A 24,432-nucleotide genomic window follows, 5' to 3' on the forward strand; every position below is an offset into this window, starting at 1 on the left:
AGGGACGACGGAAAAAATGGCGGACGATGCCGGTCGGCTGAATCAGGTCTTTGCCGAGACCAGCTTTCTGTACGGGTCGAACGCCGCCTTCATTGAGGACCTGCACGCGCAGTGGGCCGATGATCCCGCGTCCGTCTCGGGCGAATGGCGCGACTTCTTCAACCAGTTGCGCGACAGCGCCGCCACGGTGAAGGCCTCGGCCGGGGCCGGGGCCTGGGGCCGTGACCGGGCGACCGAGGCGACCGAGGAAACCGGCGTGTTCGACGGCCGCTGGCCGACGCCGCGCCCGGTGCCCGGCAAGGGGGGCGCGCCGGCTGCTCCGGCCGCCGCCGCCTCCGGGGCCACGACCGACGAGGTGCGTGCCGCCGCCCATGATTCGATCCGCGCCCTGATGCTGATCCGCAGCTATCGGGTGCGTGGCCACCTGCACGCCAAGCTGGATCCGCTGGGCATCGAACAGCCGATCGACAATCCCGAACTGACCCCGGAATTCTACGGCTTCTCCGAGGCCGACCTGGACCGTCCGATCTATCTGGACGGCGTTCTGGGCCTGCAGACCGGCACGGTGCGGGAGGTCATGGCCCTGCTGGAGCGCACCTACTGCGGCACCATCGGCATCCAGTACATGCATATCGCCGAGCCGGAGGAGAAGTCCTGGCTGCAGGCGCGCATCGAGGGGCCGGACAAGTTCGAGCAGAACGCCTTCACCCGCGAGGGCAAGCTGGCGATCCTGAACAAGCTGATCGAGGCCGAGGGCTTCGAACGCTTCCTGCACAAACGCTTCCCCGGGACCAAGCGGTTCGGCCTCGACGGCGGCGAGGCCATGGTTCCGGCCATGGAGCAGATCATCAAGCGCGGCGGGGCCCTGGGCGTCGACGAGATGGTGTTCGGCATGGCCCACCGTGGCCGCCTGAACATGCTCGCGGCCGTGATGGCCAAGCCGTACAAGGCCATCTTCCACGAGTTCCAGGGCGGCTCCAGCGTGCCCAGCGACATCGAGGGCTCGGGCGACGTCAAATACCACATGGGGGCCAGCTCGGACCGCGCGTTCGACGGCAACAAGGTCCACCTGTCGCTGACCGCCAATCCGTCCCACCTCGAGATCGTCAATCCGGTGGTGCTGGGCAAGGCCCGCGCCAAACAGGCGTTCGACATCCGGGCCGCCAACGCCGGCAAGCCCGAGGCCGAATGGGCGCTGGACCGCTCCAAGGTCATGCCGGTGCTGATCCACGGCGACGCCGCCTTCGCCGGCCAGGGGGTGGTGGCCGAATGCTTCGCCCTGATGGGGCTGAAGGGCTACCGCACCGGCGGGACCATGCATTTCGTGGTCAACAACCAGATCGGTTTCACCACCAGCCCGCGCAACAGCCGCAGTTCGCCCTATCCGTCGGACGTGGCCCTGATGGTCCAGGCCCCGATCTTCCACGTCAACGGCGACGACCCGGAAGCCGTGGTCTTCGCCGCCAAGGTGGCCACCGAATTCCGCCAGAAATTCCACAAGGACGTGGTGGTGGACATGTTCTGCTACCGCCGCTTCGGCCACAATGAGGGCGACGACCCGACCTTCACCCAGCCGCTGATGTACGCCAGGATCAAGGCCCAGCCGTCGACGCGGGAGATCTATTCCCAGCGCCTGGTCGACGAGGGCGTGATCGATGCGGCCGGGGTCGAGGCCGCGATCGCCGATTTCGACGCCTTCCTCGACGCCCAGTTCGAGGCCGGCAAGACCTTCGAGGCCGACAAGGCCGACTGGATGGACGGGCAGTGGCAGGGCATCGGCCTGCCCGAGGGCGACGAGCGCCGCGGCAAGACCGATGTGCCGGCCGCCAAATTGACCGACCTCGGTCACCGGCTGACCACGGTCCCGAACCAGATCGACATCCACCGCACCCTGAAGCGGGTCATGGACGGTCGCCGCGAGACCATCACCACCGGCGAGAACATCGACTGGGCCACGGCCGAGAGCCTGGCCTTCGCCACCCTGCTGGACGAGGGTTTCCCGGTCCGCCTGTCGGGCCAGGACTCCGTGCGCGGCACCTTCAGCCAGCGCCACTCCGGGGTCATCGACCAGACCACCGAGGAACGCTACATCCCGCTCAACAACCTGCGCGAGGGCCAGGCCGAGTTCGAGGTGATCGACTCGGCCCTGTCGGAAGAGGCGGTACTGGGCTTCGAGTACGGCTATGCCGTCACCGACCCCAATACCCTGGTGATGTGGGAGGCCCAGTTCGGCGACTTCGTCAACGGGGCCCAGGTGGTGATCGACCAGTTCATCTCGTCGGGCGAACGCAAATGGCTGCGCATGTGCGGCCTGACCATGCTGCTGCCGCACGGCTATGAGGGCCAGGGGCCGGAGCATTCCTCGGCCCGTCTGGAGCGCTTCCTGCAGCAGTGCGCCGAGGACAATATGCAGGTCGCCAACTGCACCACCCCGGCCAACTATTTCCACATCCTGCGGCGGCAGATGCAGCGGCATTTCCGCAAGCCGCTGATCCTGATGACGCCCAAGAGCCTGCTGCGCCACAAGAAGGCGGTCTCGACCCTGGCCGAGATGGCCGAGGGCAGCTCGTTCCACCGCGTCCTGCACGACGACGCCGAGCGCCGTCCCGAGGTCGCCGGGATCACGCTCAAGCCCGATGCCGACATCCGTCGCGTCGTGCTGTGTTCGGGCAAGGTCTATTATGACCTGCTGGAGTCGCGCGAGGCACGCTTCAAGGCCGGCGAGACGGTCGACGACGTCTATCTGATGCGGCTGGAGCAGTTCTATCCGTGGCCGCTGAAGTCGCTGATGACCGAACTGGTGCGCTTCCCCAAGGCCGAGCTGGTCTGGTGCCAGGAAGAGCCGAAGAACATGGGCGGCTGGACCTTCGTCGACCCGTGGCTTGAACTGACGCTCGAGAAGCTCGACCTTGCCTCGACGCGCGCCCGCTACGTCGGTCGTCCGGCCTCCGCCTCCACGGCGGCGGGCCTGATGAGCCGCCACCTGAAAGAACTCGAATCCTTCCTGAATGACGCCTTCGCCGCCTGACCGCGACGGACCAAGACAAGAAACCTGGATACCTCATGGCCGACATCCTGACCCCCGCCCTCGGTGAATCCGTTGCCGAGGCCACCATCGCCAAATGGACCAAGAAGGCCGGCGATGCCGTGAAGAAGGACGAGATGCTGGTCGAGCTGGAGACCGACAAGGTCTCGCTGGAAGTCGTGTCGCCCGCCGACGGCGTGCTGGCCGAGATCAAGGCCGCCGAGGGGGACACCGTCATTCCCGGGACCGTGCTGGGCGTGGTGACCGAAGGCGCGTCCGCCGCCGCCCCGGCCGCCGCGGCCCCCAAGGCCGCCGCCCCCGCAGCCTCTGCCGCTGCGCCTGCGCCCGCGCCCGCCACCCCGGCGGCCGCCGGGGGCGTGACCATCGCCGTCCCGACCATGGGCGAAAGCGTCGCCGAGGGCTCGATCGGCACCTGGCACCGCAAGTCCGGTGACGCGGTCAAAAAGGACGACCTGCTGGTCGAGATCGAGACCGACAAGGTCGCCGTCGAGATCGTGTCGCCCGCCGACGGCGTGCTGGAGATCGTCGAGGCCGAAGGGGCCACCGTCACTCCGGGTCAGGCCATCGGCCGGGTCTCGGGCACCGGGACCGCCGCTGCCCCGGCTGCTGCCCCGGCCGCCACCACGCCCGCCCAGAGCCCGGCCAAGGCCGCCGGCGATATTCCGCTGTCGCCGTCGGTGCAGCGCATCGTCGCCGAGAACAATCTGGATCCGAAGGCCATCCAGGGATCCGGCAAGGACGGTCGCATCCTCAAGGGCGACGCGCTGGAGGCCGCCGCCGCCCCGGCTGCGACCCCCGCCGCTGCGGCCCCGGCCGCCGCCCCGGCCCCGCGCGACGCCGCGCCGCGCGAGACCCGGGTCAAGATGACCCGGCTGCGCCAGACCATCGCCCGTCGCCTGAAGGAATCGCAGAACACCGCCGCCCAGCTGACCACCTTCAACGAGGTGGACATGACCACGGTCATGGCCCTGCGCAGCCAGTACAAGGAGGCGTTCGAGAAGCGTCACGGGGTGAAGCTGGGCTTCATGAGCTTCTTCACCCGCGCCGTCGTCGCCGCCCTGCAGGAGATCCCGGCCGTGAACGCCGAGATCGACGGCACCGACATCATCTACAAGAACCATTATGACATCGGCGTCGCCGTCGGCACCGAAAAGGGTCTGGTGGTTCCGGTCCTGCGCGACGCCGACACCCTGTCGCTGGCCGGCATCGAAAAGGGCATCGCCGCCCTGGGCAGGGCCGCCCGCGACGGCGACCTGACCCTGGACCAGCTCCAGGGTGGCACCTTCACCATCACCAACGGCGGTACCTATGGTTCGCTGATGTCGACGCCGATCCTGAATGCGCCGCAGTCGGGCATCCTGGGCATGCACAACATCATCCAGCGGCCGATGGCCATCAACGGCGAGGTCAAGATCCGGCCGATGATGTACCTGGCCCTCAGCTACGATCACCGCATCGTCGACGGCAAGGAGGCGGTGACCTTCCTCGTCCGCGTCAAGGAACTGCTGGAAGACCCGGCCCGGGCCCTGCTGGACCTGTGATTGCCGGCCTCCGCGACCTGACCTAATATCTACTCGCGTAGATACGGAGGTCGGTGTGGCCGATTCCAAACCGGGTGTGGGGGAGACAGCCAAGGTCTTCACCCATGGCGGCAGCCAGGCTGTCCGGCTGCCCAAGGCCTACCGGTTCGAAGGCAAGGAGGTACGTATCCGCAAGGAGGGCGATGCCGTGATCCTCGAGCCCAAGCCCGCCCAGCGCCGCCGACCGCGTACCGACGCGGAGTGGCAGGCGTTCTGGGCCCGGATTGATGCGCTGGGTGATCCCGCAGAACCCTTTCCGGATCCGCCGCCCCAGACGGTCACGCCGATCAGGTCGTGGGACGATTGATCCTCTGTCTCGACAGCGCCACCCTGGTTGATCTGATCCGGGGCCGATCGCCGGACGTACGCGAAAACTACCGCGTCGCGGTTCAATCCGGCCTTGAGTTCGTGGTGCCTGCCGTCGTCATGCACGAACTGTTTTCCGGCATGATGGCCAGTCGAAACCCGGCTATCGAGCGGAAGCGGATGGATGAGACCCTGGTCGGGCTGCCCGTCATCGATCTCACAGCCGGGGACGTGGAAACCACGGGCCGTGTCGCGAGTGATCTTCGGGCGCGCGGTCGCTCGATCGGCGATATCGACACCCTGATCGCCGGGCAGGCGCTGGCGCGGGGGTGGACGGTGGTGACGCGCAACGTCCGTCATTTCGGGCGCGTCGAGGGCTTGCCGCTGGTCGACTGGGCGACCGGGCCGGGGCTCCTGTCAGCACAAACCATTGCGGCGCGTGTCAGCATGGCGGATTGATACGGCCATGATCGAGATCGCCCGTTTCGCCGATGTCTATGAGGCCGAGATCGTCGCGTCGCGGTTGCGGGCAGACGGCTTCTCGCCGACGCTGGGCGGGGCGGAGCACGCCAAGGCAGACCCGTTCATTCTCCAGGCCCTGGGCTGGATCCGGCTGTCGGTACCAGACGGGGAAGAGATTACGGCGCGGGCTCGGCTGGCCGCCCTGCGTGGCGGAGCCGAGGCTATCGCGGTCGAGGCCGAGCCGGGGTCCGGCCGGGTGCCGGACCGCACGCTTCCGGCCAAACTCACGCTCGGGGCCATCCTGCTGGCGTTTCTGGCGGGTCGCTAGGGCCTGAGGCCGCTGAGAACTTCGTCGGTGTCCTGACCCAGGGCCGGCGGCGGGCGGTCATAGGCGACCGGGGTCCGCGACATGCGGATCGGCGAGGCCACGGTGCGGACCGGGCCGGCGAGGTCGGCGCGGCCCTGTTCGACCACCAGGCCGCGATGGATCGCCTGGGGCTCGGTGAACACCTGATCGACCGTATTGACCGGGCCGCAGGGCACGCCGGCCGTCTCAAGCGCCGTCATCAGGGCCGCCATGCTCCGCCCGGCGGTCAGGGCCGAGACCTCGGCCGACAGGGCGGCGCGGTGTTCGATGCGCAGGGCGTTGGTCAGGAAGCGCGGATCGGCTCCCAGTCCGGGCGCGCCCAGGGCGGTGCCGAGGGCGCGGAACTGGCCGTCATTGCCGACGGCGATCACCACCATGCCGTCGGTGCAGGGAAAGGGCTGGTAGGGGGCCAGGTTGGGGTGGGCATTGCCCATCCGCGTCGGGGCCCGGCCGGAGACGAAGAAATTGGTCGCCTGGTTGGCCAGCATCGCCGCCTGGACGTCGAACAGGGCGATGTCGATGTGCTGGCCCTCGCCGGTGGCCCGGGCGTGCAGCAGGGCGGCGAGGATGGCGTTGGAGGCGTACAGGCCGGTGAACAGGTCGGCGACCGCCACCCCGACCTTCATCGGCTCGGCCCCCGGGGTGCCGTCGGCCTGGCCGGTGACGCTCATCAGCCCGCCCATGGCCTGGATCATATAGTCATAGCCGGCGCGGTGGGCGTCGGGCCCGTCCTGGCCGAAGCCGGTGATCGAGCAATAGACCAGCTTCGGATTGAGCGCGGTGAGGCTGGCGTGATCGAGCCCGTATTTGCGCAGGCCCCCGGTCTTGAAATTCTCGACCACCACGTCGCAGGTCTTCGCCAGTTCGCGCACGGCGGCGGCCCCTTCGGGGGTGGCGATGTCGAGGGCCACCGACTTCTTGCCGCGGTTGGCGCACAGGAAATAGGCGGCGTCGCCGGGGGTACCGTCGGCCCGGGTCGTGAACGGCGGCCCCCACTGGCGGGTGTCGTCACCGACGCCGGGGCGTTCGATCTTGATCACCTCGGCCCCGAGGTCGGCCAGGGTCTGGGTCGCCCACGGCCCGGCGAGGACCCGGCTGAGATCGAGCACGCGCACGCCGGACAGGGGGCCTGGGGTCTGGGTCATGGCAAGGGTCGGTCCCGTTGTCCGGGCGAGGGCGTGCCCGGGTCCCTCGCTTAACGCGGCCGGACCGGCGCGCCAATCCCGGCGGACCGGCGACGCGGCGGCCGCCCGGCCCACCGGGCAAGAAAAAGGGCGGCGGACCGAAGTCCGCCGCCCCCTTCCGTGGGTCGTTCCGGATGGATCAGAACGGACGGTAGTTGACGCTCAGGAAGAAGCGGCGACCGAACAGCTCGAAGTTGTCGGCCGAGGTGCCACCCATCCAGCGAGCCGGTTCGGCGTCGAACGCATTCACGACGCCGGCGCGGATGGTGACATTGTCCCGGGCCTGCCAGCGGACCGAGAAGTCATGCTGCGAGAAGTCGCCCGTCTGGCTGTAACGGAGGTCCTCATAGCGATCGAGGTTGGCGGTCAGGTTGTTGAGATCGTCGATCTCCTGGCTGGCCTGCCAGTCCCAGTCCCATGAGAAGGCCAGGTCAGGCGTCGGAGCCCAGTTGACCGTCGACAGGAAGCGGACGCGCGGCATGCCGACGGTGTCCGCAAAGATGCTCGGATCGGTCGGGTCGACGATGTTGACGTAGTCGTTCTGCTCGATCAGCCAGTTGCCCCGGAGGGAGTGGCTGAACGTGCCCCAGTTGGTGCCGAACCATTCCGGCAGGTCGAAGCTGTATCGGGCGGTGAAGTCGAGGCCCTTGGCGGTCAGGGACGCATAGTTGAGCGAGCCCTGGATAAAGCTGGTGACCAGGAAGGTGGACGGGTTCCGCGTCTGGGTGAGGCAGACCGCCGTGTTGACCTGATCGCCGCTGACGCACTGGTTGGCGGCGTTCTGGGCCGAAACCGCGGCGATCGCATCGTTGATCTCGATGTCATAGTAGTCGAGGACGATCGACAGGTTCGGCAGCAGATAGTCGGGCGTCCAGACCGCTCCGAAGGTGAAGCTTTCCGAGGTTTCCGGCTTCAGGAAGGGGTTGCCCCCGGACAGGCCGGACACCGAGCCGCTGCCGTAGTTGGGCAGATAGGCATTGGGCGACGACGGGTCGCTGAACACCAGACCCGGCAGGCCGGCCTGGGTAGCCAGGGTTCCGCAGTTGGCGATACGGTTGGTGCGGATCTGCGGGTTGGCCAGGTTGTTGATCACCGTGGCGCTGCAGGGATCGCTGAAGCCGTTGGCGAAGGTCTGCGACAGCGGATCGTTGGTCTCACCGAGGTTCGGCACGCGGATGGCGGTGGCGGTGGTGGCGCGGAACATCAGTTGATCCACCGGACGCCACTGGGCCAGGACGCTGTAGGTGTCCTGTTTGCCGACGTGCGAGTAGTCAGAGTGGCGATAGGCCCCGCTGATTTCCGCCGAACGACCGAGCCAGCTGTCGACGAACAGCGGGATACGCAGTTCGGCGAAGACGTCGTTGGTGTCGTAGCTGGCCTCGGTGAAGTCGGCCCCGCCGTTCAGGAACAGGAAGCGGCCTGCGGTGTCGGCGTCGCGGCCGATCCCGCTGGTGATTTCCTTGCGGTACTCATAACCGATCGAGGCACCGATCGGGCCGGCACCCCAGAAGTCCCACAGGTCGCCGGAGGCGAAGGTCAGGAAGTCATGCTGCTTGTTCTGGTCGGTGACCGTGATGGCCGCCGTCAGATAGTCCAGGGCTTCGGCGCTGAAGCCGCCGGCACCGAAGACGCGGATCGGGACGCATTTGTTGATGACGTCGCCCTGGCGCGAATAGGTCACGCCGCCGACGACGGCGTCCGGCACGGTCCGGCCCTGGGCTTGCAGCAGCTGGACCCGGCAGACGATTTCACCGGCGCGGCCATTGACCGCACCGAAGGTGTCGACGACGGCGTCGGCCGCGGCCTGGTAACGAACAACGTCGACCGCCTGTTCGCGGTTGGCGTTGTTCATCTCGCCGTAGGTGTAGGCCGCTTCCCAGTTCACATCGCGGAAGAAGCCGATGTCGCCGGCATCGCCACGGGCACCGATGACATAGCGCTGCAGGTCACGGTTGTTCAGCTGGTTGCGGACCGGGCCGTACAGCTTGTGCTGGGCGCGGGGGTCGGCGACGGTGCTGGTGATCACACCGGCCGAGTTGAAGACGTCCCGACGGTTGTTCTGGATGGCCAGACGGACGTCGGCCGGCAGATAGGCGTTGTCCAGACCGATCTCGAACGCGGTGGTGCCGGTGATGGCCCCGACGGTGTTGGGCGCGAAGGCGCGGATGTTCATGTCGTGGAACACGCGCTGGCCGGCGTCGTAGGTCTCTTCCTCGACGTATTTGACTTCACCGAAGATGTTGACGGCGTCGGTCAGGTCGAAGTTGAAGCCCGACTGGAAGCGCCAGTTGGTCGATTCCGGCAGACGGCTGGACTGGCCCTGCTCGGTGTTCTGCACCTGGCCGAGGCCGCCGTTGCTGGCGTTGCGCGTGAAGCCGGCACCCTGACGGATCGGGCCGAACACGACGGGCTGCGACGCCCCGGTGTCGGTGTACAGGAAGCCGTTGTCCAGACGGTTGGACGGGGCGAGCGAGAAGCAGTTCGCCGAGAAGCTGGTCGTCGGGCAGGTGCCGAACGGGACGTCCGGGTCGCTGGCCGGGCTCGGCCGGACGCCGGTGGCCAGGATGGTCACGCCACCGAAATTGGTACCGCGGATATAGGTGCGGACGTCACGCAGCAGGATCAGGTCCGGCACGCCGTCATTGGGTGCGCTGGCCGGGTCGACGTCGTTGCTGACCAGGTTCCAGGAGGCGCGACGCCAGTCGACGTCGCTGTCCAGCACTTCGTCGTTGCGCTGGAATTCACCCGACACATAGTAGTTCAGGCGACCGTCGAGCAGGTTCTGGCCCCACAGGACCGACAGGCGCTGGCCGAGTTGACCGTCCTGGTTGATCTCGGCCACCGAGGCGTCGATTTCCAGACCGTCGAAATCGGTCTTCAGGATGAAGTTGACGACGCCCGAGACGGCGTCGGCACCGTAAACGGCGGCGGCACCACCGGTGATGATCTCGGTGCTGGCGACCAGCAGGCGCGGGATGGTGTCGACGTCCACCGACAGGGTGCCGGGGCTGGACCCGACGTGGCGACGTCCGTCGACCAGGGTCAGGGTGCGGACCGAACCGAGGGCGCGCAGGCTGAGCAGCGACAGGCCGCCGTCGTTCAGGTTCGACCCGGTGGTGTCTTCCGGAACGATCGAGGTCGACAGGGCCGGAATGTCCGCCAGGAAGTCGATGACGTTGGCTTCACCCGACTGGAGGACTTCCTCCTGGCCGATCTGGATCAGCGGCGTGGGCGAATTGGTCGGGTCCCGACGGATACGCGAGCCGGTGATGACAACGTCATCTATGCTGTCCGGTCCCGCGCTCTGGGCCATGACCATTGTCGGTGCGGCGCCGATGACGGCGGCAGCGGACAAACCTGCGAGCAACGAGCTGCTCAGCAACAATGATTTTGTATTTCTCATCTTCCCCTCGGCGACGCCCAATGCGTCCTATCGCGAATTACAGTGCGATTAACGGCTAATAAGTAGTCCCGGCCGGTTCGCAACAATCTTGCAGAGCAGTTGGGCCTCAAGCGCGATTTTGACATGTTTGTGCAGCATTTTCGCCACTGCGGGCCTCATCATGTGCCAGTCTGTTCCGTGAAACAGAAAAGTGTTCACGTGAAACATCCCGGCCTCAAGTCTTCGTGCCGGGCGCGTCGTGGACAACTACTTGGGGTGAGAATGCCCGTTTGCGGCTGACATGACGCGGGTCTCCGGGTCCGACCCGGTACCGGGCGGGACCCGCGTTGATTTCGCAGTGATTTGTGCCCCGCCGGTGCCGGGATCGGTGTGCGGGGCACGACCCTGGGTTATGCTGGGCGATCGGTGCCGCTCCGACCTCCGGCCCGGCGTCGCGCCGTTTCACCGTTCGCTCCGGACGCGTCGGCCGGTACCGCCCCTACCCGAATGCGCCGTTTTGGCCTAAACCGCCGCCCTGTCCCCGGAGGGGCGCCGTCACCCGGGCGTGGCGGACCGTCCGGGCCCCGTTTTGCTGAGGAAGACCCCCGATATGGCTGATGGCCCCACCGCTCCGCACAAGACCTTCCGCTGGGACGATCCGCTGGACCTGTCCGGCCGGCTGACCGACGACGAGCGGATGATCCAGGACGCGGCGCGGTCCTATGCCCGCGACTCCCTGCTGCCCCGCGTGGTCGAGGCCTTCCGCGACGAGACCTTCGACCGGGCGATCATGACCGAGATGGGCCAGATGGGCTTCCTCGGGGCCATGCTGCCTGAGCAGTACGGTGGTTCCTCGGTCAGCCACGTCGCCTACGGCCTGATCGCGCGCGAGATCGAGGCCGTCGACAGCGGCTATCGCTCGGCCATGAGCGTGCAGTCGTCGCTGGCCATGTATCCGATCTACGCCTTCGGCTCGGAAGAGCAGAAGATGCGCTTCCTGCCGAAGATGGCGGCCGGTGAGTTGATCGGCTGTTTCGGCCTGACCGAGGCCGACGGCGGCTCCGACCCCGCCGCGATGAAGACCAGGGCGGTCAAGGTCGACGGCGGCTACAAGCTCAACGGGGCCAAATACTGGATCACCAACTCGCCGATCTCCGACCTGGCCATCGTCTGGGCCAAGCTGGACGACGTGATCCGCGGCTTCATCGTCGAGCGCGGCATGGATGGTTTCACCACCGACAAGATCGGCGACAAGCTGTCCCTGCGCGCCTCGATCACCGGCGACATCGGCCTCAATGACGTGCTGGTGCCGGAAGAGAACCTGCTGCCGGGCGTGAAGGGCCTGCGCGGGCCGTTCTCCTGCCTGAACAAGGCCCGCTACGGCATCGCCTGGGGGGCGATGGGGGCTGCCGAGGCCTGCTTCCACCTGACCCGCGACTATGTCGGCGAGCGCATGCTGTTCGGCCGGCCGCTGTCGTCGCGCCAGCTGGTGCAGAAGAAGCTGGCCGACATGCAGACCGACATCTTCCTCGGCTTCGAGGGGGCGCTGGCGCTGGGCCGGCTGCTCGACCAGGGGGCCTGGGTGCCCGAGGCCATCTCGATGATGAAGCGCAACAACTGCGGCAAGGCGCTGGATATCGCCCGCGTCGCCCGCGACATGCACGGCGGGGCCGGCATCACCGGCGAGATGCATGTGATGCGCCACGCCATGAATCTCGAGACGGTCAACACCTATGAGGGGGCCCACGACGTGCACGCCCTGATCCTGGGTCGCGCCATCACCGGCGAAAGCGCCTTCTAGGGCGGCCGCCATCAGGGGCATCGTCACGGCGCGCGTCCCGCGCTAGGGTCGGGCGATCACAGGGGGGCGATGATGCAGCGTGTCAATTTCCGGGATGAGCGTCTGACGGTGTGCACCGCCCGGGCCGTGGTGCTGGCGGCGATCGTGGGGCTGCTGGCCAGCCTGCCGGCCCAGGCCCAGTCCGCCGACCGGCCCGCGCCCCCCCAGGCCCGGGCGGCGACGGTCACCCCGATCCCCTTCGACACGCGCCGCGGCGTCTTCAGCTTCGCCTCGGAGCTGGAGAAATCCCTGCCGGCCGTGGTCCAGGTCACCACCCAGGGGCGGTCCGAAGGGCCGCGCTCGGACGACAATGAACCCCAGCCCATGGCGACGGGGTCGGGCGTCATCCTCGACGCCGCCACCGGCATCATCGTCACCAACAACCATGTGGTCGAGGGCGGCAGCAAGTTCACCGTCGACCTGCTGGACGGCCGCCTGGTCGACGCCACCCTGATCGGGACCGACAAGGCGACCGACCTCGCCGTGCTGCGCATCGCGCTCGACGGCCTGACCCAGGTGGCGGTGGCCGATTCCGACGCCCTGCGCAGCGGCGACCTGGCCTTTGCCGTCGGCTATCCGCTGGGTCTGGACCAGACCCTGACCATGGGGGTGATCTCCGGGCTCGGGCGCTCGGGCATGGGCGATGCGGTCGAGGACTATATCCAGACCGACGCGGCGGTGAACTCCGGCAATTCCGGCGGCCCGCTGCTGGACAGCCTGGGCCGGCTGATCGGCATCAACACCTCGATCCTGTCGGGCGGCGGCGGCGGCAATGACGGCATCGCCTTCGCCGTGCCCAGCCGCATCATGCTGCATGTGGTCGGCCAGCTGCGCGAGTTCGGCGAGGTCCGTCGCGGCAGCACCGGGGCCATTTTCGGCTCGCTCAATGCCGAACGGGCCCGGGCCCTGGGGCTGAGCGTCGTGCGCGGTGCCGTCGTCGACGACGTCGCCCCCGGCTCGCCGGCCGAAGCGGCGGGCCTGCAGCGCAACGACATCATCACCCGGATCCAGAACCGGCCGGTCGCCAACGCCGGCTCGGTCCGGGCCACGATCGGCATCGCCGCGCCCGGGGCGCGGCTGCCGCTGGCCTATCTGCGCGCCGGACGCGAATACACGACGAGCCTGCAGGTCGCGGTGGCCGGTCCCGATCGGGTCGTCCTCGGCGCGACCGAGGTCCTGGCCTACGGGGCCGGCTTCCGCAATCTGCGACCGGCCGACGGCGTGACCCGGGACGGTGTGCTGGTCACGGCGGTCGAGGGCGGGTCGATCGCGGCCATGCAGCAACTTCGGGCCGGGGATGTGGTCACGGCCGTGGGGGCTGTGGCGGTGGGCGACATCGGGGCCCTGGCCGCGGCCATGACGGCGGCGACCGGCGGCCTGAACCTGACCGTGCTGCGTGACGGACGGACGGTGACGATCGCCCTGGCCGGCTGACCGCCCGCCGGGGTCCCGGACAGCAAAACGCCCGCTCTGCCGGAGGGGGGGAGGATGGCTGAGCGGGCGTCTCGCTTTGGAGGAAGCATCGGCCCGTCGAAGCCCTTGGTGGAGAAATCCAGGGGGGCTGGGGGGGCTGTTCAGGATCCGGGACCGCTCCGAACTCCAACAGGCCGATGACTCCTGTTTCGACGCCCAAACAGGCGGGCGCTGGACCGAAAGGGGGCGATTTCGTGTCGCGTGCGAATTTGTCACCGAAGCCGGTGCCGTTGCGGTTGCGCGGGCTGGTATTTCCGGCCTGCCGACCTAATCTGGCCGGCGATGACCGATGAGTCCGCCAGTGGTGGCAGCCCGGCCTGCGGCACCGCCCCCGTCTTCTTCGACCGGCCCGAGCTGGATCTGATCCTGCGGGTCTATGGCCGGATGGTCGCGGCGGGCGAGTGGCGCGACTATGCGATGGTCGGCCATGGCGACGTGGCCGAATTCGCCGCCTTCCGCCGCTCGGGCGACGCCCCGGCCTGCCGTATCGAAAAGCGCCCGGCCCTGCGCCTGAAACAGGGTCAGTGGGCGGTGATCGGCGAGGGCGGTCTGGTGCTGAAGCGCGGCCGTGACCTGGCCCAGGTGCTGCGGGTCTTCGACAGCCGCCGCTTCGCCGTCGTCAAATAGAAAAAGGGCCCCGGCGTTTCCGCCGGAGCCCCGTTTCGGTCGTCGGTATCGGCAGGCCTAGTCGCGGCTGCCGCCCATGAACATCAGCAGGAACTGGAACAGGTTGACGAAATTGATGAACAGGCTGAGGGCTCCGAAGCCGGTGGCCACGCCCATCGCCGCCTCGTTGCCGCCCAGCTGGTAGTAGGTCATCTTCAGCCGCTGGGTGTCATAGGCGATCAGGCCCGAGAAGATCAGCACGCCCAGGCCCGAGATGACCAGGGCCATCATGCCGGACTGCAGGAACATGTTGACCACCATGGCGATGACCAGGCCGATCACGCCCATGATCAGGAAGGTGCCCATGCCGGACATGTCCTTCTTGGTCGTGTAGCCGAACAGGCTGAGCCCGCCGAACGCCGCCGCCGTGACGAAGAAGGTCGTGGCGATCGAGGTGCCGGTATAGATCAGGAACAGCACGCCCATGCCCGCGCCGATGGTCGAGACCACGGCCCAGTACAGCAGGTTCACGCCACCGGCTGTGGGGTTCTTCATGAAGAACATCGAGCCGAACAGCATCACCAGCGGCGAGAACTGCACGATCATGCCCAGCATGGTCAGGCCGATGCGGCCGTCCGCGCCCCGCTGGAACAGCAGGGCCTGAACCTCCGGCACATTGCCGGTGACATAGGCCAGCACCCCGGCCACCACCAGGCCGAGCGCCAGCTTGTTATAGACGCCCAGCATGAAGGCGCGCAGGCCGGTATCCACGGCCATGTCGGCCGTTGCGGGCGCGGGTCTCGAAAAACCGCCTCTGAAATCGCTCATCGCGAACCGTCTCCAAATCGGGGCCGGGTCAAACCCCCGGCGTTGCCATGAATATCGTCATCGTGACCCCCGGATGCAAGGGATTCCGGGCTTCCGGCCGCGACCGATGATCGCTACCTACAGCGCATGATCCGTCTGTTCGCCGCCCTGCCGATTCCGTTCGACGTCGCCGAGACCCTGGCGCGGCGGCAGAGCGGCCTGCCCGGCGCGCGCTGGCGACCGGTCGAGGCCCTGCATGTGACCCTGGCCTTCTATGGCGACGTCGACGAACGTCGGGCCGACGATCTGGTCGCCGAGCTGGGCCGGGCCGCCAGCGGCGGACCGTTCGCGATCACCCTGAACGGGGTCGGGGCCTTCGGCGAGGTGCATCGCCGCCAGACCCTGTGGGCCGGGGTCGAACCGTCCGGCCCACTGACGGCCCTGGCCGGTCGCTGCCGCGCGGCGGCCGAGCGGGCCGGCATCCGGATGGAGCACCGCGCCTACCGACCGCACGTCACCCTGGCCTATCTGAAGCCGCAGACCGACCCGGCCCGGATCGCGGCCTGGATGGCGGGCCACAACCTGCTGCACTCGCCGCCGATCCGCATCGACCGTTTCGGCCTGTGGTCCAGCGTCCTGTCGGACAGCGGCAGCCATTACACGCTCGAACAGGAGTTTCCGCTGTGACCCGTCCCGCCCCCGGTCCGACCCTCGAAACCGCCCGGCTGATCCTGCGCCCCACGGCCGAGGCCGATTTCGCGCGCTGGTGCGACTTCATGGCGGATGAGGAGACGGCGCGCTTCATCGGCGGTGTCCAGGCCCCGTCCCAGGTGTGGCGGTCGATGATGGCCATGGCCGGGGCCTGGACCCTGACCGGGGTGGCGATGTTCTCGGTGATCGAGAAGTCCAGCGGTCAATGGATCGGCCGCATCGGTCCGTGGCAGCCGCATGGCTGGCCCGGTACCGAGGTCGGCTGGAGCCTGCACCGCGACGCCGCCGGCAAGGGCTATGCGCTGGAGGCCGCCACGGCCGCCATCGACCATGCCTTCGACCATCTGGGCTGGAGCGAGGTGATCCATTGCATCGCCCCGGACAATGCGGCCTCGATCCGGCTGGCCGAGCGGCTGGGGTCCCGCAACCGCGGTCCGGGACAGCTTCCGGCCCCGTTCGAGGCGGCCACCATCGACCTGTGGGGCCAGACCCGGGACGAATGGCGCGACAACCGCCGGCGCAGCCTCGGCACGGGCTGAGGCAACCGAAGGCCGGTCCCGGCCGTATCTGTCGGGACCCGAGACCCAGGAGTTCCCGAATGTCCGCGATCCGTCCCCGCCCCCTCACCGTCCTGATGTCCGCCCTGGCGGCCGCCGTGGCGCTGTCCGCCGGTCCGGCCGCGGCCCAGTCACGGCATGTCGATCTGGACCGGTTCGAGGGCCGCTGGTTCGAGATCGCCCGCAATCCCAATGACGTGCAGAAGGACTGCCGCCGGGCCCAGATCGACTTCACGCCCCAGGCGCGCGCCGATCGCTACGGCCTGCTGGTCACCTGTACCCGTCGCGCCGACGGCGGGGTCGAGACCCTGCGCGCCAATGCCCGGGTGACCGACACCACGACCAATGCCAAATTCCGCTTCACCCTGACCGGCCTGCTCAGTTTCGGCGGCCTGGCCGGGCAGAACTACTGGGTCTGGGACCATGCCCCGGACTACAGCTGGGTCATCATGGGCCTGCCCGACAAGTCGGGCTGGTGGATCTGGAACCGCAGCCAGAGCCCGTCCGAGGCGACCCGCGGCCGGATCCTGGCGCGCGCCGCCGCGCTCGGGTTCAACACCGCCAATCCGGTGCATACCGGACGCTGAGACGCGGCCTTGGCGTATCCGTAGTTGACACAACCGGAAAACGAATCGTGTTATGCGGGAGCCTGCACTATTGGAGGGCGCGATGGTTGATCTGACAGAAGTCCGCTACGGCAACGGGTCCGTCCGGTTTTTCGGCGAGGTAGAGCCGACGCCCGCAACGTCAGAGACGCGCGACAATATCACCATCAACAACATGGGTCAGCCGGGCGCGTCCTCTCGTTATGAGGTCACCTACATGATCTCATGCGACTTCAAGATGGGCGGCGCAGAAGTCAGGAACACCTTCCATTGGACCGTAGCCCTTAGCGGCGCGAACCGAGATGATCAGTACGCAAGCATTGAAGCTGAAGGTGCTCAACAGCTCGCTCCAATGCTTCGAGCCGTTGCTGAACGGATTGAGGCAGAGGTCGCTGCCTTTGAAGCGGAACGGGCGGCGCAGAAGGCCGAATAGCGGTCGTCATTGGGCGGCTCCGATATGGTGGAGGGGTGGGATGTTCTTTCCGACGAGAGACGCGATGGCCCGCGCGGGCACCCTTCAGCGGGGCTCGTTCAGCGAGGCTTTTGACAGCGACACGGTAGCCGACGAGCACGCCGTAGCTATCGCCACGGTCCACGCTCGGCAGGACCTTGTTCTGATCTATTCGATGCTCGTGGACTGCCACCGCCAGACCGTGAACGTCTCGCGCGGCGTCTGGGCGCTAGTGGTCGTGGGCCTGCTGATCTTGGCGCGCGTCGCTTAGGTGTCGCGACGCTGCTCCAGCAGGGCGATGATGCGATCCAACCGCTTCAGGATGTAGTGGCCAATAGCGATTAGGACGACCAGCGCTCCAAAGATGACGAGGAGCGGGTTCATTTCGTCTCCGGCTCAGTCTCCGGCTTAGGCCCAGTAGCCACCTTCCGCACCTTGTCCTTGAACGCGGCTTCGTCCTCGTCGCACTCTAGCTCACGGGCTAGGTCGCGGAACTTGTCTGGTTGACTCGATTCAGGGTCGGCGGCCAATTCAACACCTCATGGCTGACAAACATTATGTAATTTACGCGGACGAATCCGACAAGCGCGGCAGGTTCTTCTCGAATTTTTTCGGCGGTGTTTTGCTGTCAGCAACAGAACAGCAAGCGATCAACCGTGAACTGGACGCCAAGAAAGAAGAACTCGGCCTCACCCACGAACTTAAGTGGCAGAATGTCGATCAGTCCTGCGTTGATCGCTACATAGCGTTTATCAAGGTCTATTTCTCATACGTCGCGACCTCTCGCCTAAAGGTGAGGATCATGTTCACCCAGAATATGCGGGTGCCCACAAACCTCCAGAAACGCCACCACGATGACCAATATTTCCTGCTCTACTATCAGTTCATAAAGCACGCGTTTGGCCTGAAGTTCGCCGACCACAACCCGTATCAGGCGGTGTTTGTGACGGTCCTTCCGGATAAGATCCCGGACACGAAGGAGCGCGTGGACCGCTTTCGAGATTATCTGTGTCGCATTCCAGGATCGTCGTGGATGCGAGGCTGTAATCTCTACATCCCGAAAGCCACGATCAACGACGTCGATTCCAAAAAGCACGCGATCCTTCAAGGCCTCGACATCATCCTCGGCTCCATGTCGTCCAAGCTGAACGACAAGCTGAGAACCATCCCAGCTGGTAAGTACCGACGGGGCAAACGGACCGTGGCGAAAGAGCGGCTGTATAGGGCGATCAACGAGGAAATCCGGAAGATTTATCCGAACTTCAATGTGGGGGTCGGGACAGCTTGCCACTACGGCCCGTCGGACCGCTGGACGCACCCATACCGCCATTGGCTGTTCATGCCGCGAGGGCATGTAATTGACCGGAGGTTGGGGAAGCGGCGACCCCGAGAAAACCTACATTAGGGTCCGACGCAAGCGTGGGGCTTCGGTTCCCTCAGGGTCACTTGACAAGATGGCGATTCGGCGCCTTGAACGCAAGATGTTTTTGCGCAACAGGTTGTGTTGAGGGCCGATTCGCACTCAACATTTAGTGCGCCAGCGACTGCGACGTCTCGGCTTGATTCGCTTAGGCGGTTTGGGGCCGGCGGTTAGCTCCCCCTCGGTATGTGAGCCGCTTGCCCACGACGCCGAGCACCGCACGAAGGGCGCGCTCCTGATCTTCGCAGCCGGTCGCGGACCGGTTGGAGTAGCGGAAGTCAAACTCGGCCATATAGCGGTGCAGATGCTTCTTGGAGCAGTGCTGATAGACGCCCCTCATGCCGCGCTTGAAGATGCTGAAATAGCCCTCGATGCTCTGGGTGTGAACCATCGGGTTGTCTCGCGAGACGTATTCCTCACGCGAGTGATCGACGACGCCATGACCGGCGAAGTTCCAGCCGATGGTCTGATAGACGCGGGCCTGATCGCTCATCAGGTGAGCCTCGCGGCTGACGTTGGCGGACAGGATTTCAGCGACGGTGCCGACGTCCACGCGGTCCACGACATAGGACTTGGCGCGACCGGTCGAGCGATCGACTAGGCTGATGACCTTGTTCTTGTGGGGTGTGCGGACCTTTTGGCCCTGCTTGACGGGGTGGTCGGGATCGAAGCCGATGTAGGTTTCGTCCACCTCCACAGCGCCGCCGCCTTGACCGAACGGGGCAAGCTCGCCCGAACGCATAGCCTCACGGATGCGATGGGCCAGGAACCACGCGGTGTTGTATTGGACCTCAAGGGTGCGCTCCAGTTGGAGGGCGCTGATACCCTTCTTGCTGGAGCACATGAGGTAGATCGCCTGTAGCCACTTGTTCAGAGGCAGGTGGCTTTCCTCGAAGATGGTGCCCTTGCGAACGGTGAACTGCTTACGGCAGTCGCCGCACTTTTTCAGGCCGTGGCGAACCACGCCTTCCGGGTTCTTCTTCGAGGGCTTGGAGCGCACGTTCTTGAGGGCGTAGGACCGGCCCACGACGCCGCAATGCGGGCACACCGGCTCGCTTCCCCAGATGATGCCTTCAACGAAAGCAAAGGCGGCGGCTTCATCGTGAAAATAGGGCTTCGACAGAACGGACACGGGGGATTCTCCTTACCCCTTCATCCTACCATTTTCCGTGGGTTTGTCAAATACGGATACGCCGCGGCCTTGCCCCGTGAACGCAAGGCGAACATAGTGGGTCGATGGCCGCCGCCCTGCTTGAAATCGATCTCGTCTTCAGCCGCCCGCAGACCACCCTGGCGGTGACGCGCGGGGCCGGGCGGCTGCTGCGCCACATGGGCTATGCGCCGCTGCTGGAGGTGGGCCTGCCCAACGGCCGCCGCGCCGACGTCATGGCCCTGGGCCGGCGCGGCGACATCGTCATCTGCGAGGTCAAGTCGGGCCTCGACGACTATCGCGTCGACCGCAAATGGGGGGAGTATGCGCCGTTCTGCGACGCCTTCTTCTTCGCCGTGGCCCCCGAATTCCCCGAGGGCGTCCTGCCCGGTGAGCCGGGCCTGATCGTCGCCGACGGCTTCGGCGGGGCGGTGGTGCGCGAGGCCCCGTCCAGCCCCCTGGCCCCGGCCCGCCGCAAGGCCCTGACCCTCGCCTTCGCCCGGCTGGGGGCGATGCGGACGTTGCGGGACGAGGCGAGGGGGTAGGGCGGTAGGTCTTAGGGAGGTAGGGCTTGGGGCTCAGGAATAGGGGCGGGAGGATGAAGGGGGCAGCGCGGCCCTTGGGTCTGGCAGACGGCGTTGCCGCAGCCCTAAGCCCTACCTCCCCAAGCCCTCCCTACCGCGGTGCGCGCTTCGCCAGGATCCGCTGCAGCGTCCGCCGGTGCATGCCGAGGCGGCGGGCGGTCTCCGAGACATTGTGCTCGCACAGCTCATAGACCCGCTGGATGTGTTCCCAGCGCACCCGGTCGGCGCTCATCGGGTTGTCCGGCGGTTCGGCCGTCTCGCCGGCGGCCATCAGGGCCTTGACCACATCGTCGGCGTCGGCCGGCTTCTGCAGATAGTCGACGGCCCCGGCCTTGACCGCGGCCACGGCCGTGGCGATGGCCCCGTAGCCGGTCAGCATGACGATACGGGCGTCCTCGCGCTGCTCGCGGATGGCCTCGACGATCTTCAGCCCGTTGCCGTCGTCCAGCCGCATGTCCAGCACGGCGAAGGCCGGAACCGAGGTGCGCAGGGCCTCGCGGGCCTCGGCCACCGAGGCCGCGGTGGTGACGATGAAGCCGCGATTCTCCAGCGCCCGGCCCATCCGGGTCCGCAGGGCCTGATCGTCGTCCAGCAACAGCAGGGTCTTGTCCGGGGCGGCGGCGATCCGGGCTTCGAGGTCGGGCATCAATGTTCTCCTGCGTTCAACTTGGGCGCGCCGCGCCTGCGGTCAAGGTGTCACGTTCGTCGGCGGGCATTTCCAGGGCCGGGCGTGGCCAGCGGATGGCGACCCGGGCCCCCCTCGGCTGGCCCTTCTCGCCGTCGCCGGTGCCGACGGTGACGGTACCGCCGGTCCGTTCCAGCAGGGTCCGGGCGATGAAGAAGCCCAGCCCCATGCCGCCCTGGCTGGGCGTGATGGTCGGCGCGTTGGTCGCCGCCGGCAGGGCCTTCCTGCCCTTCCTGCCCTTGCGGCCGGGCAGGGTCGGCCGGGCCGCGGCGATCTGGGCCGCCAGGGCCTGACGGGCCTTGCCCTGGGGACGGCTGGTCACATAGGGCTCGCCCAGGCGCGGCAGGATCTCGCCGGCGAAGCCGGGGCCGTCGTCGACCACCTCGATCGTGATCGTGTCCGCCTCGACCCGGGCCTGGACCCGCACCCGGTGGTTGGCGAAATCGGCGGCGTTCTCGACCAGGGCCGACAGGCCGTGGATCACCTCGGGCATGCGCTGGACCCGCGGTGCGGTTTCGCCCGGCGGGGTGCGCACCGCGACTGTGAATTCCAGATCGAAGCCGCGATGGGGCTCGACCACCTCCTCCAGCAGGGCTTCCAGCCCGACGTCGGCATAGAGGGCGTCGCCCGCCTCGGGCTGTTGCGACAGCTTCTTGAGAATGCCGCGGCAGCGCTCGGCCTGCTGCACGATCAGGGCCGCGTCCTCGGCCGCCCCGCCGTCGGGCGGCGAGGCCCGCAACAGTTCGCGCGCCACCACCTGGATGGTGGCCAGGGGCGTGCCCAGCTCATGCGCCGCCGCGGCCGCCAGCCCGCCCAGCGCCGCCAGTCGCTGTTCGCGCTGCAACACGTCCTGGGTCGTGGCCAGGGCCAGTTCCAGCTTCTCGGCCTCGGTGGCGACGCGCCAGGCATAGGTGGCGGTGAAGACCACGCCGGTGATCAGGGCCAGGGCGGTGCCGAAGCGATACAGGGGCGGCAGGCTCAATTCGGTGCCGGCCTCCCACGGCAGGGGCATGGCCCAGAAGAACAGGGCGATGGTCGCCAGCAGCACCATCAGCCCCAGCAGGATGGCCTGACGCGCCGGCAGGGAGGCGGCCGAGACCGTCACCGGGGCGACCAGCAGCAGACAGAACGGGTTCTCCAGCCCGCCGGTCAGGGCCAGCAGGGCGGTCAGCTGCAGGATGTCGAAGCCCAGGTGGGCGGCGGTGGCGCTGCCGTCGCTGAAGCGGCCGTCGGTCGGCTTCAGCCGGGTCGTGGCCCACAGGTTCATGGCCACGCTGGCCCCGATCACCGCGAGGCAGGGCCACAGCGGCAGGTCGAAATGCAGGAAGGCGGTGGCGACGAGGATGGTGGCGCTCTGGCCGGCGATGGCCAGCCAGCGCAGGATGACCAGCGTCCGCAACGACAGGCCGCGGCTGCGCCGGGACAGGTTGCGCCAGCCGGCGAAACGGCCGGTCGCATGCGACGATGCGGGGTCTTGGGTCGGGCTCACCCCTCTTCTATAGACGGCTCGCACCCGAAGTGGGTGAATTCCCCGGGAGTCCTGGATGCCGCGTCGTTCTGTCCTGTTGTTCGCCGGTCTCTGCCTCGCCGCCGCGGTTGCTCTGGCCGTCACCACCCTGGTCGTGGTCAACGGCCGCGACAATGCCGCCACAGGCAGCCAGCCGGTGTCCTCGACCGGCCAGCCCAGCGTCGGTGGTCCGTTCAGTCTCGTCGATCAGGACGGCCATCCCGTCGACCAGACGATGCTGGACGGCAAATGGACCCTGGTTTTCTTCGGCTTCACCTGGTGCCCGGACTACTGCCCCACCACCCTGGCCACGCTGAAGGCGACCCAGGACCGGCTGGGCGACCGGGCCGACCCTCTGCAGATCGTCTTCATCAGCGTCGACCCGGAGCGCGACACCCCGGGGGTGCTGAAGGACTACCTGTCCAGCGACGGCTTCCCCGCGGGCGTCATCGGCCTGACCGGTACCCCGGACCAGGTCCGGGCCGCGGCCGACGCCTATCGCGCCTATTACCAGAAGGTCGGCGAGGGCGAGGGCTATACGATGGACCACTCCCTGACCGTCTATCTGATGGGGCCCGACGGCCGGTTCCGCAGCGCCCTGGCCGGTGACCTCGGCCCGGAACGCTCGGCCGAGGTCATCCGGCGGGCCATGGCGCGGGGTTAGGGCACCCCGCGGCTCACGGCGATCTGCAGCTCGAGCCGCTTCAACTCGCGCATCACCCGGTTGGCCTGCAGAACCGGCATCAGCGCCGTCTTCAGAATGGTGGCCATCAGCACCAGCACGGCGGCGGGCAGGCCCCAGTGCAGGGCCGACAGGGTGTCGGTCGCCTGGAAGAAGCGCCAGCCGGCCCAGACCCCGGCGATGAAGATCACCCCCTGGGTCACCATCAGCACGGCATTGGCCCAGCCCATGCCGCCGCTGAAGATACCGAACGCCTGGTTGAAATAGCCCGGCTCGCGCGCGGTCTCGCGGAACAGGGTCTGGTTCTCGCCCTCGAGGGCCTCGTCGATCATCCGGTCGATATCCTGCATCACAGGTCTCCTTCCAGCGCCGCGCGCAATTTGCGCCGGGCATGCATCAGGCGGGTCTTCACCGTGCCCGCCGGCACGTTCAGGGCGATCGCCGTCTCGGCGATGCTCAGATCCTCAAGGTGGAACAGGGCGATGGCCGCCCGCTGGTCCGGGGGCAGGGCCGCCAGGGCCCGGGCCACGGCCGGGGTGATGACGGCGTCACCGTCCTCGACCGTGCCGCTGTCCGGCGCGTGTTCGACCGTCACGGCCGAGACCAGGGCCCGCCCGCGCTGCCGCTGGCCGATGCGCCGGGCACAGCGGCGCGACACGATCTGATAGGCCCAGGCGGCAAAGGCCTGGTCGTCGCGCAACCGGCCCAGGCTGCGCACGATCTCGATCCAGCCGTCCTGGGCCGCCTCGCGCGCCAGCTCGACCTCGCCGGTCAGCCGCCAGGCGTGGGCCAGCAGCCGCCCCTGCCAGCGCCGGGCCAGCAGGGCGAAGGCCTTGCGGTCCCCGGTGCGCGCCGCCGCCACCAGATAGTCGTCGAACAGCTGTGTCCTGGTCCGGATCATCGTCCCGGTGTTCCTCCGTTGCCCTAGAGGTGCGCCGATCCGGTCGGCCGGTTCAATGGCGTCGCGCCGCCGACGCGGTGCCCCCGGAGATCACGTGAAAATTGATAACCCTTTTGCAGCTCCATG

The 24,432-nt window shown here is 67.5% G+C and carries 24 protein-coding genes; 16 read left to right on the forward strand and 8 right to left on the reverse strand.

The window, feature by feature from the left end:
- Positions 1-16: 16 nt before the first annotated feature.
- From AACZ75_RS09345 to AACZ75_RS09365, 5 genes are read left to right on the forward strand one after another with little or no spacing between them, the layout of a single operon-like run.
- Positions 17-3,028, forward strand: coding sequence for a 2-oxoglutarate dehydrogenase E1 component (locus tag AACZ75_RS09345; RefSeq protein WP_339872581.1), 3,012 nt, complete (start codon positions 17-19; stop codon positions 3,026-3,028).
- 35 nt (positions 3,029-3,063) lie between these two features.
- A complete protein-coding gene (gene odhB, locus AACZ75_RS09350) occupies positions 3,064-4,587 on the forward strand; it encodes a 2-oxoglutarate dehydrogenase complex dihydrolipoyllysine-residue succinyltransferase (protein WP_339872582.1) in 1,524 nt (507 codons plus the stop codon).
- A 55-nt stretch (positions 4,588-4,642) separates the two neighbouring features.
- Positions 4,643-4,933, forward strand: coding sequence for an AbrB/MazE/SpoVT family DNA-binding domain-containing protein (locus tag AACZ75_RS09355; RefSeq protein ID WP_339872583.1), 291 nt, complete (start codon positions 4,643-4,645; stop codon positions 4,931-4,933).
- The gene (locus tag AACZ75_RS09360; RefSeq protein WP_339872584.1) at positions 4,921-5,391 is read left to right on the forward strand and encodes a type II toxin-antitoxin system VapC family toxin; all 471 of its coding nucleotides are present in this window, start codon (positions 4,921-4,923) and stop codon (positions 5,389-5,391) included. The genes AACZ75_RS09355 and AACZ75_RS09360 overlap by 13 nt, the downstream gene beginning before the upstream one ends.
- A gap of 7 nt (positions 5,392-5,398) precedes the next feature.
- Positions 5,399-5,722, forward strand: coding sequence for a hypothetical protein (locus AACZ75_RS09365; protein ID WP_339872585.1), 324 nt, complete (start codon positions 5,399-5,401; stop codon positions 5,720-5,722).
- Here the strand turns inward: AACZ75_RS09365 and AACZ75_RS09370 are convergent.
- Together AACZ75_RS09370 and AACZ75_RS09375 are read right to left on the reverse strand one after the other, a co-directional pair.
- Positions 5,719-6,906 (reverse strand): CaiB/BaiF CoA-transferase family protein, encoded by a 1,188-nt coding sequence (locus tag AACZ75_RS09370; RefSeq protein ID WP_339872586.1) that lies wholly within the window; start codon positions 6,904-6,906, stop codon positions 5,719-5,721. The two genes, AACZ75_RS09365 and AACZ75_RS09370, sit on opposite strands and share 4 nt — an antisense overlap.
- A gap of 178 nt (positions 6,907-7,084) precedes the next feature.
- Positions 7,085-10,258, reverse strand: coding sequence for a TonB-dependent receptor (locus AACZ75_RS09375; RefSeq protein ID WP_339872587.1), 3,174 nt, complete (start codon positions 10,256-10,258; stop codon positions 7,085-7,087).
- A 679-nt stretch (positions 10,259-10,937) separates the two neighbouring features.
- On the opposite strand from AACZ75_RS09375, the gene AACZ75_RS09380 reads away from it, so the two are divergent.
- The 3 genes from AACZ75_RS09380 to AACZ75_RS09390 all read left to right on the forward strand — a co-directional run bounded on the left by AACZ75_RS09380 (position 10,938) and on the right by AACZ75_RS09390 (position 14,267).
- Positions 10,938-12,128: an acyl-CoA dehydrogenase gene (locus tag AACZ75_RS09380; RefSeq protein WP_339872588.1), complete on the forward strand. Its 1,191-nt coding sequence runs from the start codon at positions 10,938-10,940 to the stop codon at positions 12,126-12,128.
- A 72-nt stretch (positions 12,129-12,200) separates the two neighbouring features.
- Positions 12,201-13,601, forward strand: coding sequence for a trypsin-like peptidase domain-containing protein (locus AACZ75_RS09385; RefSeq protein ID WP_339872589.1), 1,401 nt, complete (start codon positions 12,201-12,203; stop codon positions 13,599-13,601).
- A 321-nt stretch (positions 13,602-13,922) separates the two neighbouring features.
- Entirely contained in the window at positions 13,923-14,267 is a 345-nt protein-coding gene (locus AACZ75_RS09390) for a DUF2794 domain-containing protein (protein ID WP_339872590.1), read from the forward strand.
- Positions 14,268-14,324: 57 nt separating this feature from the next.
- Here the strand turns inward: AACZ75_RS09390 and AACZ75_RS09395 are convergent, their stop codons facing one another.
- Positions 14,325-15,074 carry a Bax inhibitor-1/YccA family protein gene (locus AACZ75_RS09395; RefSeq protein WP_339872591.1) on the reverse strand — a complete coding sequence of 250 codons (750 nt, stop codon included), beginning with the start codon at positions 15,072-15,074 and terminating at the stop codon, positions 14,325-14,327.
- A 126-nt stretch (positions 15,075-15,200) separates the two neighbouring features.
- On the opposite strand from AACZ75_RS09395, the gene thpR reads away from it, so the two are divergent.
- The 6 genes from thpR to AACZ75_RS09425 all read left to right on the forward strand — a co-directional run bounded on the left by thpR (position 15,201) and on the right by AACZ75_RS09425 (position 18,782).
- Positions 15,201-15,740: an RNA 2',3'-cyclic phosphodiesterase gene (gene thpR, locus AACZ75_RS09400; protein ID WP_339872592.1), complete on the forward strand. Its 540-nt coding sequence runs from the start codon at positions 15,201-15,203 to the stop codon at positions 15,738-15,740.
- Positions 15,737-16,303: a GNAT family N-acetyltransferase gene (locus AACZ75_RS09405; protein ID WP_339872593.1), complete on the forward strand. Its 567-nt coding sequence runs from the start codon at positions 15,737-15,739 to the stop codon at positions 16,301-16,303. The genes thpR and AACZ75_RS09405 overlap by 4 nt, the downstream gene beginning before the upstream one ends.
- 59 nt (positions 16,304-16,362) lie before the next feature.
- Positions 16,363-16,908, forward strand: a complete 546-nt coding sequence (locus tag AACZ75_RS09410; protein ID WP_339872594.1) for a lipocalin family protein — start codon at positions 16,363-16,365, stop codon at positions 16,906-16,908.
- 82 nt (positions 16,909-16,990) lie between these two features.
- Positions 16,991-17,359 (forward strand): hypothetical protein, encoded by a 369-nt coding sequence (locus tag AACZ75_RS09415; RefSeq protein ID WP_339872595.1) that lies wholly within the window; start codon positions 16,991-16,993, stop codon positions 17,357-17,359.
- Between the two features lie 40 nt (positions 17,360-17,399).
- Positions 17,400-17,648, forward strand: a complete 249-nt coding sequence (locus tag AACZ75_RS09420) for a hypothetical protein (RefSeq protein WP_339872596.1) — start codon at positions 17,400-17,402, stop codon at positions 17,646-17,648.
- A 270-nt stretch (positions 17,649-17,918) separates the two neighbouring features.
- A complete protein-coding gene (locus AACZ75_RS09425) occupies positions 17,919-18,782 on the forward strand; it encodes a hypothetical protein (RefSeq protein WP_339872597.1) in 864 nt (287 codons plus the stop codon).
- Between the two features lie 163 nt (positions 18,783-18,945).
- Here the strand turns inward: AACZ75_RS09425 and AACZ75_RS09430 are convergent, their stop codons facing one another.
- Positions 18,946-19,929: an IS1595 family transposase gene (locus AACZ75_RS09430; protein WP_339872598.1), complete on the reverse strand. Its 984-nt coding sequence runs from the start codon at positions 19,927-19,929 to the stop codon at positions 18,946-18,948.
- A 104-nt stretch (positions 19,930-20,033) separates the two neighbouring features.
- Here AACZ75_RS09430 and mmcB point away from each other — a divergent pair, with 104 nt between their 5' ends.
- A complete protein-coding gene (mmcB, locus tag AACZ75_RS09435; RefSeq protein ID WP_339872599.1) occupies positions 20,034-20,492 on the forward strand; it encodes a DNA repair putative endonuclease MmcB in 459 nt (152 codons plus the stop codon).
- 130 nt (positions 20,493-20,622) lie between these two features.
- Here mmcB and AACZ75_RS09440 read toward each other — a convergent pair whose 3' ends face one another.
- Together AACZ75_RS09440 and AACZ75_RS09445 are read right to left on the reverse strand one after the other, a co-directional pair.
- Positions 20,623-21,177 (reverse strand): ActR/PrrA/RegA family redox response regulator transcription factor, encoded by a 555-nt coding sequence (locus AACZ75_RS09440; RefSeq protein WP_339872600.1) that lies wholly within the window; start codon positions 21,175-21,177, stop codon positions 20,623-20,625.
- A gap of 16 nt (positions 21,178-21,193) precedes the next feature.
- Positions 21,194-22,705 carry an ActS/PrrB/RegB family redox-sensitive histidine kinase gene (locus tag AACZ75_RS09445; RefSeq protein ID WP_339872601.1) on the reverse strand — a complete coding sequence of 504 codons (1,512 nt, stop codon included), beginning with the start codon at positions 22,703-22,705 and terminating at the stop codon, positions 21,194-21,196.
- A gap of 55 nt (positions 22,706-22,760) precedes the next feature.
- On the opposite strand from AACZ75_RS09445, the gene AACZ75_RS09450 reads away from it, so the two are divergent.
- Positions 22,761-23,387 carry an SCO family protein gene (locus AACZ75_RS09450; protein WP_339872602.1) on the forward strand — a complete coding sequence of 209 codons (627 nt, stop codon included), beginning with the start codon at positions 22,761-22,763 and terminating at the stop codon, positions 23,385-23,387.
- On the opposite strand, the gene AACZ75_RS09455 is transcribed toward AACZ75_RS09450, so the two are convergent.
- Both AACZ75_RS09455 and AACZ75_RS09460 read right to left on the reverse strand, forming a co-directional pair.
- Entirely contained in the window at positions 23,384-23,755 is a 372-nt protein-coding gene (locus AACZ75_RS09455) for a DUF6768 family protein (protein WP_339872603.1), read from the reverse strand. The genes AACZ75_RS09450 and AACZ75_RS09455 overlap by 4 nt on opposite strands.
- Complete coding sequence (locus AACZ75_RS09460) at positions 23,755-24,306, reverse strand: sigma-70 family RNA polymerase sigma factor (RefSeq protein WP_339872604.1); 552 nt, start codon at positions 24,304-24,306, stop codon at positions 23,755-23,757. The genes AACZ75_RS09455 and AACZ75_RS09460 overlap by 1 nt, the downstream gene beginning before the upstream one ends.
- Positions 24,307-24,432 lie beyond the last annotated feature (126 nt).

Source organism: uncultured Brevundimonas sp. (assembly GCF_963975535.1).
GTDB lineage: Bacteria > Pseudomonadota > Alphaproteobacteria > Caulobacterales > Caulobacteraceae > Brevundimonas.